Below are 13,473 nucleotides of genomic sequence, written 5' to 3' on the forward strand. Positions count from 1 at the left end.
CTTTGCGGCACCGGTTCCACAAGAATTCGACCTGTCATTGAACGGATCGCGGCATAAGCAGGCGACGCTCGGTGCCTTATCGAAGGAGTCAGTCATGAAAAAGTTGCTCGCCGCCGTCCTGCTGTGCTGCGCGTCCACCGTCACGTTCGCTCAGGCGGCGCCCCAAAGCGGCAATCCGCAGCGCATGGAGCGCATGGTTGCGCAGCTGCAAACGCGTTTTGCGAACGCCAATACCACGCACGACGGCAAGCTGACGAAGGAACAGGCGGCGACCGGCATGCCGATGGTCGCAAGCCACTTTGACGAGATCGACACACAGAAGCTCGGCTACGTCACGCTGCCGGAGATCGAGGCATATATGCGCGAACGCGGTGCAGCGCACTGAGCGGTGCACCGCAGCCCGAATCGCACGACGCCGGCGCCGCGCTTCTCCCCGCCCTCACTGAACCCTTCACTCAGCCATTGACGCCCGATACGCGCGATGAAACCTGCCACGTCCAGCTGTTTGCGTCTCGTGAGCGCGTCGATCGTCGTGTCGATGGGCGCCGTGCTGAGCGGTTGCATCAGCGTCGGCCCGGACTTCAAGCAGCCTGATCTCACGCTGGAAAAGCAGTGGCTGGAAAGCCTGCCGCCTACCGCGCAGAGCGCGCCCGCCGCTCAGGCCGCGTGGTGGAAAGCGTTCAACGATCCGGTGCTCGGGGCCCTCGAACAACGCGCCTACGAGCGCAACCTGTCGCTGCAAGTGGCGGGCCTGCATATTTTCAAGGCGCGCGCGCAGCTCGCGATCAGCGCGGAAAATCTGCTGCCGCAATCGGGCAGCGTGTCGGTGGGCGCTAACCATATCAATACGAGCGGCGTCGGACCGTTGCCGCCGACTCATTTATGGGCCGAGCATCTTCATGTGAACGCGGGTTGGGAGATCGATTTCTGGGGCAAATACCGCCGGCAGATCGAATCGGATCGCGCGCAATTGCGCGTGTCGGAGGCGGCATACGACAACGCGCTCGTCTCGATGTTCGCCGATGTCGCGAACGCATACATCGATCTTCGCGCGTTGGAGCAGCGTATCACCGTGGCGCGGCAGAATCTCAAGTCCGTGCAGGATAGCCTCACGCTCTCGCAGGCGCGCTATAAACGCGGCGCGTCGAGTCAGCTCGACGTCGAGCAAGCCGCGACACTGGTCGCCGAAACTGAGGCGCAGATTCCGCCGCTCATCAAGGCGCGCGCGCAGGATCGCGACACGCTCGCGGTGCTGCTCGCCGATCCGCCTGACGCCGTCGACGCGCAACTGAAGGGCAGCAGCGCGATCCCCGTGCCGCCGACGCAAATCGATGTTGGCATTCCCGCCGATTTATTGCGGCGCCGTCCCGACGTGCGCCAGGCCGCGCTCAACGCGGCGGCGCAGTCGGCGCTGATAGGCGCGGCGAAGGCAAAGCTGTATCCGTCCTTATCGCTGACGGGACTGTTCGGTTTGTCGTCCGGCGAACAGCATGGCATTGGGTTGTCGCAATGGGGCAGCAAGACGATCGGGCTGTTTTCGGCGGGGATTTCGCTGCCCATATTCGACTGGGCGCAACTGAAGAACGCGGTGCGAATTCAGGACGCGTCGTTCCAGGAAGCGGTGCTTGATTATCAAAGCACAGTGCTGCAAGCGCAGAAAGAAGTGGAAGACGCGATTGCCGCGCTTCGCACATCGCTCGATGCGCTCGCCGCGTCGTCGCGCGCCTCCGATGCATCGCAGCGCGCATTGCGGCTTGCCAACGCGCAATATCGCTCGGGCTACGTCACCTACGACTCGGTGCTGGACGCCTCGCGTTCGGCGTTGCGCGACGGCGATTCGCTCGCGCAGAACCAGGGACTTGCCGCGCTCGCGGCGGTATCGTTGTATCGCGCGCTCGGCGGAGGATGGGAAGTCGCGCAAGGTCAGCAGGTGGTGAGCGAACGGATCGCCGAAGAGATGGCGCGGCGCACGGATTGGGGGCGGCTGTTAAACCCGCCTGCCAATTCCGCGCTGGCGCGTGCGAGCGCGGACTCGCCGCGAGACAGTAAATAACGATGCGGGGAATAACAACATGACTAAACAAAGCGAGGTGAGCGGGGACGCGGCGAATACGTGCGCGCGCGAAAAGCCGCAACGTCTGGCGTTTAGCGTTGGGTTGTGGCGCCCGTCGAGCGCGTTGTCTCGCATCGCCTCGTTCACGGCCTTGTTCGTGGTCTTTGCGGCCATCGTGGCTTTGAGTGCATGCCACGACGGCAATGCGCCGGCCGTACAGAATACGCCGCTGCCGCAAGTGAGCGTCATGCGTCCCGAGTCACGCGAGGTTCGTGAGCAACTCGATCTGACCGGCAGCGTCGCACCATCGGCAACCGTCACGCTGGTCGCGCGTGTGCAGGGCGTGTTGAAGGAAATCGGCTTCACAGACGGCGCTAATGTAAAGCAGGGACAGCTGCTGTTTCGCATCGAGCCGGACACGTACCGCGCGCAACTCGTCTACGACCAGGCCGCGCTCGATAACGCCGACCAGGAACTCACGCGCCAGAAGCAGCTCACATCGGACAACGCGACTTCGGAGTCGTCGCTGCAAAAGGCGCAGACCACCCGCGACCAGGCGCTGGCGAAGCGCGACATGTCGCGCATCAACCTCGGCTATACGGAAATACGCGCGCCGTTTGCGGGCCGCATTGGCGCGCGAGCGTTCGACGTCGGCAATGTGGTGGGCGGATCGGACTCGACCAGGCTCGCCACGCTCGATCGCATTCAACCGGTGTACGTGAATTTCACGCTGAATGAGCGCGACGCGAATCGTATCGGGCTCTTCACGCGGCCACCACGCAGCGTGCGCGTCAATGTGGCCGGCGCGACGCCGCAGCAGGGCGAGGACGCCGCGCTCGAATTCGTCGATACGCGAGTTGACCCGGCGAGCGGCGCGATCAAGCTGCGCGCCGATATCGCGAATCGGGACGCGCATCTGATCCCCGGCATGTCCGTCGAGGTGCATATCCCCGCGGGTATTCCGCAAACGGTGCTGCTCGTGCCGGATACCGCGTTGCTGCGTGAGCAGGCCGGCGCTTCGGTGCTGGTTGTGAACGCCGCGGGCGTGATCGAGAAACGCGGCGTCACGACGGGCGGCCTGTACGGTTCACTGCGCGCGATCAAAAGCGGGCTCGGTGCGTCGGACCGCGTCGTGACGGGCGGGGGCCTCGCCGTCGCGCCGGGCATCAAGGTGCGGACAGCCGATGCCGTCGCGCCGGGCCGTTCATGATCCGCTTTTTCGTCGAGCGGCCCGTATTCGCCAATGTGATTGCATTGATCGCGATGCTGCTCGGCGCGGTCGCGCTGATCAATCTGCCTATCGCGCAATATCCGCCGATCACGCCGCCTACCGTGCAGGTGGTCGCGCACTTTCCGGGCGCGAGCGCGACGACCGTGATCGATCGCGTCGCGTTGCCGATAGAGGCGCAGGTCAACGGAGTGGAAAACGCGCTGTACATGCAGTCGACCAGCACGAACGACGGCACCTACACGCTCACTGTCACGTTCGCCGTGGGCACGGATGTCGACAAGGCGCAGGTGCTCGTGCAGAACCGCGTGTCGGCCGCCACCGCGCAACTGCCGCAAGCAGTGCAGCAGCAGGGCGTGACCGTGAGAAAGCGCTCGACCGCGATCCTGCAGTTATACACGCTGCAATCGCCCGATCCGAAATACGATTCGCTGTTTCTCAGCAATTACGCGGTCATTTATCTGCGGGACACGCTCGCGCGTTTGCCGGGCGTCGGCGACGTCACCGTGTTCGGCACGGGACAGTACAGCATGCGCGTCTGGCTCGATCCGCAAAAACTCAGTGAGCGTGGTCTAAGTGCAGCCGACGTCATGCAGGCCATCCAGAGCCAGAGCAAGGACGTGAGCGCGGGCCAGCTCGGCTCGGAACCGAACGCGGGCGGCCGGGCATTCCAGCTGACGGTGACGATGCGCGGCGTGCTTTCCGATCCGCATGAATTCGACGACATCATCGTAAAAGCGGATTCGAACGACGGCGGCCATTTCGTGCGCATTCGCGATGTCGGGCGCACCGAGCTCGGCTCGTCGAGCTATGGCCAGTTCTTTAACCTCGACGGCAAGCCAGCGGCGGGTATCGCCATCTATCAGTTGCCCGAAGCAAATGCACTGGAGGTCGGCAACGCGGTGAAGGCGACCATGACGCGTCTCGCGAAAGACATGCCCAAGGGCGTCAGCTATCAATTGCCCTTCGACACGACGACCTTCGTACGGCAATCCGTGATCGACGTGTACAAGACGCTCTTCGAAGCGGCGTTGCTCGTGCTCGCGGTGATCCTGCTGTTCCTGCAAAACTGGCGCGCGATGCTCGTGCCCGCCACGACGATTCCGGTGACGATCGTCGGCACGTTCGGCGCGATCTACATGATGGGCTTCTCGATCAATCTGCTGACGTTGTTCGCAATCGTGCTTGCGATCGGCATTGTCGTGGACGATGCGATTGTCGTGGTCGAAGGCATCACGCAGCATATCGAGCGGGGCAAGACGCCGAAGCAGGCCGCCATCGACGCCATGCACGAATTGCTCGGCCCGATCATCGGCATTACGCTTGTGCTGGTGTCGGTGTTTCTGCCTTCGGCGTTTCTTGGCGGCGTCACAGGCCAGATGTACCGGCAATTCGCGCTGGTCGTGGTCGCGACCACCGTCATCAGCGCGATCAATGCGGTGACGCTCAAACCGGTGCAGAGCGTGCGCTGGCTGCGGCATCAGCGGCCGGGCAAGCCGAACGTGGTGTACCGCGTATTCGACCGCGCCTATGCGCGCGTGGAAACGGGCTACGTGGGCGTGGTTTCGTGGTTCGTCGCGCGTTGCAAGCTCGCGCTCGCTATCGCGCTCGTGCTCGGCGCAGCCTCGGCATTTTTGCTGACGCGCGTGCCGACAAGTTTCATCCCGCTCGAAGATCAGGGCTATATGCTGATTGCCGCGCAACTCGCGGATGCAGCATCGCTCGGACGAACACGCGAGGCGAGCACGCAAATCGAGAAGCGGATCGGCGCGATCCCCGGCGTGAGTCACGTCGTGTCGATTGGCGGCATTTCACCGCTCGATAACAACGCGTCGTTGCCGAACTCCGCGCTGATCTACGTGACACTCGACGACTGGAGCAAGCGCGGCAAGGGCGAAGACCTGCGCTCGCTGTATGTGCGCATGAATAGCGAACTGGCCAAACTGCCCGACGTGCGCTCGGTCGTGATCGTGCCGCCGCCGATTCAAGGCCTCGGCAACAGCGGCGGTGTGCAGATGCAGGTGATGCTCACCGACGGCTCGCAGAACTATCGACGCCTGCAAAGCGCGACGGATGCGCTGATCGCGAGCGTGTCGAAACGTCCTGAGTTGCAGCGCGTGTTCAGTCCGTTTCGTTCGTCGGTGCCGACAGTCGAACTGACGCTCGACCGGACCAAGGCCGAATCGCTGCAAGTGCCGGTCGGCAATGTATTCGATCTGCTGCAAGACTACGTGGGATCGAGCTACGTGAATCAGTTCACCGCGTTCAATCACACGTTCCCCGTCTTCGTGCAGGCGGACGGCGCGTTTCGCCGCGAGACCGACGACATTCGCCGCTTGCAGATTCGCAGCAACAGCGGCCATATGGTGGAACTGGGCACTTTCATCGACGCCCATACGAGCGTCGGTCCCGCGGTCGCGACGCTTTATAACCTTGCGCCTGCGGCGGCCATCAACGGCAATCCGGCGAGCGGCTACAGCACCGGCGACGCAATCCGGGCCTTCGAGCAGGAAGCCGCGCGCGTCCTGCCTGCCGGCGTCGGCTATGAATGGACGGCGATGTCGTATCAGGAGAAGCTGGTGGGCAACTCCGCTTACTGGGTGTTTGCGGTCGGTGTGCTGCTCGTGTTTTGCGTGCTCGCCGCGCAATACGAAAGCTGGCTGCTGCCGGTCGCGGTGGTGCTCGCGGTGCCGCTCGCGTTGCTCGGCACGGCCGGCACGCTTGCATTGCTCGGCGCCGCGAATAATCTGTACACGCAGATCGGCCTCGTTCTGTTGATCGCGCTGTCGGCGAAGAACGCGATTTTGATCGTCGAGTTCGCGCGGCATTTGCGCTCGCAAGGCGTAGGCATTGCGGAAGCTGCCGTCGAGGCGGCGCGCCTGCGGTTTCGGCCGATCATGATGACGTCGTTCGCGTTCATTCTCGGCGTCGTGCCGCTCGTGATCGCAACCGGCGCGAGCGCGAGCGCGCGCCGCTCGCTCGGTATCGCGGTGTTCTCCGGTATGCTCGCTTCGACCTGTATTGCCGTGCTGTTCATACCGTCGTTTTACGTGCTGTTGCAGCGCCTTGCCGAACGGCAGGCCGCACGCAAGATGCGAAACGATGTCTGAAACGAGGAGCTTTCGCATGGATCGCCCCGCAAAAATCATCGTGCTCGACGACGAAGTCGAACTGCGCAACATGCTGCAGCGTTTCTTGCGCGGCCAGGGCTTCGACGTGAGAGTCGCGGAAGACGGCAAGCGGCTCGACCGCTATCTCGAGCGCGAGCCGTTCGATCTGCTGGTGCTCGATCTGATGATCGGCGAAGAAGACGGGCTCGCGATTTGTGCGCGCCTGCGCGAGCAGGGCCAGACCTTGCCGATCCTGATGCTGACCGCGAAGGGCGATCCGCTCGACAGGGTGCTAGGTCTCGAAACCGGCGCCGACGACTATCTCGCGAAGCCGTTTCTTCCGCGTGAACTGGTCGCACGAATCAATGCGCTGCTGCGCCGTCAGAAGATGGCGTCGGGCGAAGTGACGGTCACCGCGCAATGCGTGCGCTTCGGCGAATTCTCGCTCGATGTCGGCAAGCAGCAACTGATGCGCGGCGGTGCGGTGCTGGAGATTCATTCGGCGCAAATGCTGCTGCTGATTGCGCTCGCGTCGTCGCCGAACCGGCCGGTAAGCCGCGACAATCTGCTCGCGCGCGCGAGAGGGCGCGACCATGATGCGCTTGATCGCAGCATCGACGTGCAGGTGCTGCGCTTGCGGCAGGTCGTCGAGGACGATCCGGCCAAGCCGCGCTTCATCAAGACGGTATGGGGCGTCGGCTACATGCTGATCGCGGACGTCGACCCATGACCCGCTCGCTGTTGCAAAGCGTGCTGCCGAGGACGCTGCTTGCGCGCAATATCGCATTGCTGATCGCGCTCGTCGTGTTGAGCCAGGTGTGCTCGCTCGCGGTGCTGCTGCATTATGTTCAGCGACCTCGCGTGGAGCGCGCGGCCGCAGTGTTCGCTACTTATGTGACGACGCTCGATAACCTGCTGCAATCCACGCCGCGCGCCGCGCGCGATGCGTTGGCCGCGCGTCTGGACGCGCGCGCACGGCTTCCCGGTGCGGCTCTGGCGGAGCCGCCTGCGAGTTTGTTGCGCGGATATCGCAACTATCAGCGCAAGCTGTTTCTCGCGAGTCTGCGCGAGCATCTTCCTGCCGGCATGGAGGCGCGTTGGCAAACGGAGGGCGGCCAGCGCCTCTGGATTCGCATGCATGCGCCCGCCGATGCGTCTGGCGACGATGCAGCGGGCGCTGCTGCGCCCGCCACGCCATACTGGATCGCGTTGCCGATTCCCGAAGACGCGCAGGGCAGCGGGCTCGACGCGGCGATCTTGCTGTCGCTGGGCCTCGCCGCGCTGGCTGCGTTGACGGGCTACGCAATCCAGCTTCATCTGAACCGGCCGCTTCAGGAGTTGACGCGCGCGGCGCGGCGCCTGAGCGACGGCGACGCCCCACCGCCGCTGCCGACCGAAGGTCCTCTGGAAATCGCCGCGGTGAGCCGCGCCTTCAATCAGATGACGCAGGCGTTGCAGCAAGCCGAGGCGACACGCGCGCTGATGCTTGCGGGCATTTCGCACGACATCCGCACGCCGCTGACCAAGCTGCGTCTTTCGATGGCTCTCGCGATGCCGGAGAGCAGCGACAGCAGTTTCGTGGTGGCGGCCGAGTCGTACCTCGATCAGATCGAAACCATCTTGCAGCAGTTCATGGACTACGCAGGCAGCGGCGAGCGCGAGCCGGCCGAGCCTGGCGATCTGAACGCGTTGATCGAGCGGCTTGCGGGCGACTTCGCGGGACTCGGACACGAGTTCGAGTTGTCGCTCGCACGCTTGCCGCTGATCGCATATCGTCCCGTGAGCATGATGCGGCTCTTGATGAACCTGATGCAGAACGCGATCGTGTACGGCGGCAGCGGACTGGCGGTGCGCAGCTGGGCCACGGACGACGCTGTGTATGTCGCGGTCGGGGACCGCGGCAAAGGTTTATCGGCGGAAGAACTGGAGCAGTTGAAGGCGCCGTTCCAACGTGGCCGCAACGCGCGAGCGCATAGTGGCGGCACAGGCCTCGGGCTCGCAATTGTGGAGCGAATCGCGCGGCTGCACGGCGGCAGAGTGGAGTTTCATGCGCGAGAGGGGGGCGGGCTGGAGGTGTGGGTGGTGTTGCCGAGGCAAGCCGGCTAGTCCGCAGCGGTGAAACCCGCGGCCTCGTTCTCTCACTCGCGATCGAGCCACGCATCCAACCCTACACGAAACGCCACGCCGGCAATGACCGGTACCGTCAGCATCAGAATGATGCCGAAGTTCGGAATCGGGTCGCCGTACGCGATCGGCTGGTACAGCACCACGCCCGCGACTATCGCGAAGACGAGTACGCCGACGGCTACCATCAGAAGATTGCGCGCCGTAATGGACAGCCCTTTGCGCGTGGCCTTGGCAGGGCTTGGGCTGGCAGCGGGGGCGGGGTCGTGTTGGGCAGGCATGATGGCTCTCGTGACAAAAAAGCGGCGGAAGGTGAGGCGCCCATTCAACGGCAAAACAGGCGCGCCCGGCATCATACCAGGGCGCGCGCGGGCCGCCCATTTCGCGCTGCCTGTGGCTTCATCGATATAAACCAATATATGCCGCATTCCGTCGGGCAGTGCAAAAAGCGCACGCCCCGGCATAGCGGCGCCTGGCTTCACGAGGCGGCTTCAATCGGATCGAGCCACTGCGCGAGCTCGCGCCGCAATTGAGCAATGTCGAGCGGTTTGCCGAGCATCCGCGCGCCGGGGATGCTGTCGCCGATCGGCGCGTCCGTGCCGTAGCCGGACACCAGCAGCACTCGAACATCCGGCTGCTGGCGCAGCACCGCGCGTGCGAGGTTATCGCCCGACATGCCGGGCAGCGTGATGTCGGTGCAAAGGATGTCGTAGCGTTGTGCCGGCACGAGCGGCAGCGCTTCTTCCGCGCTCGCCACCGACGTGCAATCGAGACCCAGCGCGCCGAGCAGGCTGCTCAGCGCCTCGCGCGAATCGGCGTCGTCTTCGACGAGCAGCACGTGAGCCGGCGAGCGCGCCGCCACCGCTTCTGGGGCGACTTCGCGTTGAGTCTGGCCGCCGCGCGTGGCGACGTCCACCGTAGCGACGTCCACCGTAGCGACGCCCACCGTAGCGACGCCCGCTGTGACAACGTCCGCCGTGCTGGCTCCCGGCATGTCGACGCCTGACGGGTCGTAAGCCACGGGCGGCACGCACGCAGCGATCTCCCTGTCGGTGATCTTGCCGACGGGCGTCGCACCAGTGGCCGGCCTTGCCGCGGCGCGCAGAACGCTGCGCACCTTGCGCGCGAGGTCGTCGCGGCGGTACGGTTTCGACAGCAGCGTGATGCCGGCGTCGAGCTTGCCGTGATGAACGATTTCCTCGCGCGTATAACCTGATGTGAACAGCGTCGGCACCGCGGGCGAACGCGCCGCCGCGCGCCGCGCGAGTTCAACGCTCTTGATCTTGCCGGGCATCACAACATCGGTGAACAGCAGGTCGATCGGCACATCGCTGTGGATGAATTCAAGCGCCGCATCGCCGCTCGATGCAGTGATTACCTTGTAGCCGAGTTGCGCGAGCATTTCGACAGCGGTCAGGCGCACGTCCGCATCGTCTTCGACAACTAGGATCGTTTCCCCGCCGCCGGCCGGCGTGCTGGTCTGATCGACGGCTTCCGCGGTTTCGGGCTCGCAGCAGCGCGGGAAAAACAGCGACACGGTCGTGCCACGTCCCACCTCGCTTTCGATCAGCGTATGGCCGCCGCTCTGCCTGACGAAGCCGAACACCATGCTCAGGCCGAGGCCCGTTCCATGACCGTTGGGCTTGGTCGTGAAAAATGGTTCGAACGCGCGCTCAAGTACATCGGGCGGCATCCCCGCTCCGGTATCGGCGACGGAAAACACCACGTATTTGCCCGGCGAAAGCTCAGGCTTGTCGCTGCAAAAGGTCGCATCCAGCATACGGTTCGCGGCGCGCACGGTCAGTGTGCCGTCGGCCTTCATCGCGTCGCGCCCATTGATCGCGAGATTGAGCAGCGCGTTTTCGAGCTGGTTACGATCGACCTGCACGTGCCACAGATCGTCGCTCAATATCGTTTCGATCCTGACGGTCTCGCCGAGCGCACGATGCAGCATCTCGCTCATGCCTGCAAGCAGCCGGCGCGGATTGAGCACGGTGGGCGAAAGCGGCTGGCGGCGCGCGAACGCGAGCAGATGCGCGGCCAGCTTCGCACCGCGCTTCACCGCATCGGTCGCCGCCGACAAACGGCGCAGCGTGGCGGGATTGTCGCCGGCGTCGGCGGCCATCATTTGGAGATTGCCGTTGATCACTTGCAGCACATTGTTGAAGTCGTGCGCGACGCCGCCCGTGAGGCTGCCGATCGCTTCCATCTTCTGCGCCTGGCGTAACTGCTCTTCGGCGAGCGCGCGCGCGGCGAGCGCATCGGCGACCCGCTGTTCGAGCGTTTCGGTCAACTGACGCAGCGACTGTTCGGCGATCTTGCGTTCGTGAATGTCGATCAGCACGGCGGGAAAGCGGGTCGGCACGCCGTTTTCGTCGAATTCGCACTGGCCGTTCGCCTGCACCCATACGTAGTCGCCGTCGGGCCGGCGGATTCTGTATTCGGCGCGAAACGGTCTTCCGCCGCACAGCGCATCGGTGCTCAGACGTTCGAGCAGCGACTGATCGTCCGGATGAATCATTTTTGTCGCGGCGCTGTGGTCGACGCCTCTTGCGGCTTCGTCCACCGGCAGCGAAAAAGTACGGGCGAAGCGCTCGTCGCCAGAGATCTTTTCAGTGCGCATGTCCATGACGCAGGTGCCGAGCACGGCTCCGGTATTGAGCGCGAGTTGCAGGCGTTCGTTGGTCTCGTGCAGTTCGGCTTCGGCGCGTTGCCGCCAGCGCTCGGTCAGCACGCGCCCCGTTGTCTCGACGACGATGGCGAGTACACCCGCCGGCGCGCCGCTGTCGTCGGCGACGGGGCTGTAGTACAGATCCATCCACACGTCCTCGGGCTTGCCTTCGCGCAGCAGCACGAGCTCCTTGTCGCGATACGACAGCGTGCCGCCTGCAAGGCACGTATCCATCACGCGACGATTGAATTCGGCGACCTCGGGCCAGCCTGTCTCGACGGGACAGCCCAACAGATACGGATGCCGTCCGCCTGCGAACACGGCATACGCGTCGTTGTAGATCATGTAGCCCGATTTGCCCCACAGCAGTACGAGCGGCACTGGCGAGGCAAGCAGCAGCTGGACGGTCGCAGTGAGGCTGCGGGGCCAGTCCTGAATCGCGCCCACGCCCGTCGCCGACCAGTCGAATTCACTGATGCGCCGTGCCATCTCGCCGCTCCAGCCTGGACAGCCGTGATCTTGTGCCGGAAATGGCATGCTGCGCTCCACAGAGGTCACGTCGATGAGTGGGTCTCCAGTCTGCCGGTTCACGCTAAGCGCGTAAAGGGCCAGCGGCAGGGCCAGCGCAGGGTCCGCGCAGCGTCGGCGCGCTTTAATGTTAGCCGCACCTGCGCGCTCGCAAGTTTTACCTGCGCACTTCGATAAGGCGCGGTCCGAAGCGGAAAGAAGCGCCTACGCGGATCCACTAAAGACAGCATCGCAAGGTTTGCTTTCGCGACTTTTTTATCTCCGGTGGCTATCGTTTGAGTCGTGCGTGTCCTTACAGAATGCTTCAGGCGATAGGCGCGATTCCTGCTGAATGTCATTGCTTGCGTGCGTAACGATGCGCGCGACAAGCGCTGGCGAGGACGAATACCACGCCGGCTTCGTATGTCGATAAGAGCGGACCGCACGATGCCGAACAAGCCCGTCGCAACAAACAAGCTGTCGAAGAAGCCTCCCAGCAAGCGGCTGAAGAAGCTCCCCGAAGCCGAAGCACGCCAGCCGATTCTGACCGCGCGCCGCAACGCGAGAATGGCGCGCTCCGCGCACGCGTACGTGCGCGGCAGCACGAGCAGGTTCTATGAGTGGCTCGACGGAATCGAGGGTCATTCGCTACCTGAAGGTCCGGCTGTGTGGATCTGCGGCGATTGCCATACGGGCAATCTCGGGCCGGTCGCCGATGCACGTGGCCGCGTCGAGATCCAGATTCGCGATCTCGATCAAACGGTAATCGGCAATCCCGCGCACGATCTGATTCGGCTCGGGTTGTCGCTCGCGACCGCCGCGCGCGGCTCCGACCTGCCGGGCGTGACGATCGTGCGGATGATGGAGGCGCTGGCCGATGGCTATGAACGCGCGTTCGACGAAAGCGCGGGCGAGGCCGACATTCACGCAGAGAAACCGGAGGCTGTGCGCGTCGTGATGAAGGAAGCGGTGCGGCGTTCATGGCGCCATCTTGCGGAAGAACGTATCGAGGATGTCGAGCCGAGCATTCCGCTGGGTTCGCGTTTCTGGCCGCTTGCCAAAAACGAGCGGCGCGAGATCGACGAACTCTTCAATAAGACATCGGTAGCCGCACTCGCAACCGCATTGCGTGGCACAGGCGCCGAGGCGGACGTCGAAGTACTCGACGCCGCATACTGGGTCAAGGGATGCAGTTCGCTCGGACGGTTGCGCTACGCGGTGCTGCTCGACATCGACGGCGCCGCGGTGGGTGGCAATGACCTGTGCCTGATCGACATCAAGGAAGCGGCGCAGGCGGCGGCGCCGCGTTACTCGGGCGTCAGAATGCCGCGCGATAACGCCGAGCGCGTGGTGGAGGGCGCGCGGCATCTGTCGCCCTCGCTTGGCGAGCGAATGAGATCGGCACGCCTTGCTGAGCGCGCGGTAGTATTGCGCGAGTTGTTGCCGCAGGACATGAAGCTGACGATCGAGCAACTGACTCGCGACGAAGCGACGAAAGCCGCACGTTTTCTAGCGCTGGTAGTGGGCAAGGCGCATGAGCGGCAAATGGATCTGGCCGAACGCAGGGCATGGCTTGCCGAGTTGCGCAAGAACCGCTCGAAGACACTCGACGCTCCCGGCTGGCTCTGGAAAAGCATCGTGCAACTGGTGAGCAGTCACGCCGCCGGATATCTCGAGCATTGCCGAAAATATGCGACTGGCGCCGACGGAAGTTGAAATGCGCGGGCCGCGGCGGCGTTCGAGCGGACGCGGCCGGTCCGCCAAGGCACACTCATACGCA

General features: G+C 64.1%; 9 protein-coding genes. 7 read left to right on the forward strand and 2 right to left on the reverse strand.

Annotation, left to right across the window (positions count from 1 at the left end):
- The first annotated feature begins 94 nt into the window (after positions 1–94).
- The 6 genes from F759_RS0127815 (at position 95) to F759_RS0127840 (ending at position 8,497) form a co-directional block, all read left to right on the forward strand.
- Positions 95–385 (forward strand): EF-hand domain-containing protein, encoded by a 291-nt coding sequence (locus F759_RS0127815; RefSeq protein WP_027802746.1) that lies wholly within the window; start codon positions 95–97, stop codon positions 383–385.
- Between the two features lie 96 nt (positions 386–481).
- Positions 482–2,053: an efflux transporter outer membrane subunit gene (locus F759_RS0127820; protein WP_027802747.1), complete on the forward strand. Its 1,572-nt coding sequence runs from the start codon at positions 482–484 to the stop codon at positions 2,051–2,053.
- A gap of 19 nt (positions 2,054–2,072) precedes the next feature.
- Complete coding sequence (locus F759_RS0127825; protein ID WP_244438928.1) at positions 2,073–3,263, forward strand: efflux RND transporter periplasmic adaptor subunit; 1,191 nt, start codon at positions 2,073–2,075, stop codon at positions 3,261–3,263.
- Positions 3,260–6,391 (forward strand): efflux RND transporter permease subunit, encoded by a 3,132-nt coding sequence (locus F759_RS38740; RefSeq protein WP_036025417.1) that lies wholly within the window; start codon positions 3,260–3,262, stop codon positions 6,389–6,391. The genes F759_RS0127825 and F759_RS38740 overlap by 4 nt, the downstream gene beginning before the upstream one ends.
- A gap of 16 nt (positions 6,392–6,407) precedes the next feature.
- Complete coding sequence (locus F759_RS0127835; protein ID WP_027802749.1) at positions 6,408–7,121, forward strand: response regulator; 714 nt, start codon at positions 6,408–6,410, stop codon at positions 7,119–7,121.
- Positions 7,118–8,497: an ATP-binding protein gene (locus F759_RS0127840; protein WP_027802750.1), complete on the forward strand. Its 1,380-nt coding sequence runs from the start codon at positions 7,118–7,120 to the stop codon at positions 8,495–8,497. Before F759_RS0127835 ends, F759_RS0127840 begins: the two co-directional genes overlap by 4 nt.
- 32 nt (positions 8,498–8,529) lie before the next feature.
- Here F759_RS0127840 and F759_RS0127845 read toward each other — a convergent pair whose 3' ends face one another.
- Positions 8,530–8,796: a hypothetical protein gene (locus F759_RS0127845; protein WP_027802751.1), complete on the reverse strand. Its 267-nt coding sequence runs from the start codon at positions 8,794–8,796 to the stop codon at positions 8,530–8,532.
- A 197-nt stretch (positions 8,797–8,993) separates the two neighbouring features.
- On the reverse strand, positions 8,994–11,723 hold the full coding sequence (locus tag F759_RS0127850; protein WP_027802752.1) for a hybrid sensor histidine kinase/response regulator: 2,730 nt from the start codon (positions 11,721–11,723) through the stop codon (positions 8,994–8,996).
- 417 nt (positions 11,724–12,140) lie between these two features.
- On the opposite strand from F759_RS0127850, the gene F759_RS0127855 reads away from it, so the two are divergent.
- Entirely contained in the window at positions 12,141–13,409 is a 1,269-nt protein-coding gene (locus tag F759_RS0127855; RefSeq protein ID WP_027802753.1) for a DUF2252 domain-containing protein, read from the forward strand.
- Positions 13,410–13,473: the final 64 nt, after the last annotated feature.

Origin of the sequence: Paraburkholderia dilworthii, from assembly GCF_000472525.1 — a bacterium.
GTDB lineage: Bacteria > Pseudomonadota > Gammaproteobacteria > Burkholderiales > Burkholderiaceae > Paraburkholderia > Paraburkholderia dilworthii.

Excerpts from the sequence above, each read along its gene's own strand:
- F759_RS0127815 (WP_027802746.1), top strand. The coding sequence starts at position 95 with ATGAAAAAGTTGCTCGCCGCCGTCCTGCTGTGCTGCGCGTCCACCGTC.
- F759_RS0127820 (WP_027802747.1), top strand. The coding sequence starts at position 482 with ATGAAACCTGCCACGTCCAGCTGTTTGCGTCTCGTGAGCGCGTCGATC.
- F759_RS0127825 (WP_244438928.1), top strand. The coding sequence starts at position 2,073 with ATGACTAAACAAAGCGAGGTGAGCGGGGACGCGGCGAATACGTGCGCG.
- F759_RS38740 (WP_036025417.1), top strand. The coding sequence starts at position 3,260 with ATGATCCGCTTTTTCGTCGAGCGGCCCGTATTCGCCAATGTGATTGCA.
- F759_RS0127835 (WP_027802749.1), top strand. The coding sequence starts at position 6,408 with ATGGATCGCCCCGCAAAAATCATCGTGCTCGACGACGAAGTCGAACTG.
- F759_RS0127840 (WP_027802750.1), top strand. The coding sequence starts at position 7,118 with ATGACCCGCTCGCTGTTGCAAAGCGTGCTGCCGAGGACGCTGCTTGCG.
- F759_RS0127845 (WP_027802751.1), bottom strand. The coding sequence starts at position 8,796 with ATGCCTGCCCAACACGACCCCGCCCCCGCTGCCAGCCCAAGCCCTGCC.
- F759_RS0127850 (WP_027802752.1), bottom strand. The coding sequence starts at position 11,723 with ATGCCATTTCCGGCACAAGATCACGGCTGTCCAGGCTGGAGCGGCGAG.
- F759_RS0127855 (WP_027802753.1), top strand. The coding sequence starts at position 12,141 with ATGCCGAACAAGCCCGTCGCAACAAACAAGCTGTCGAAGAAGCCTCCC.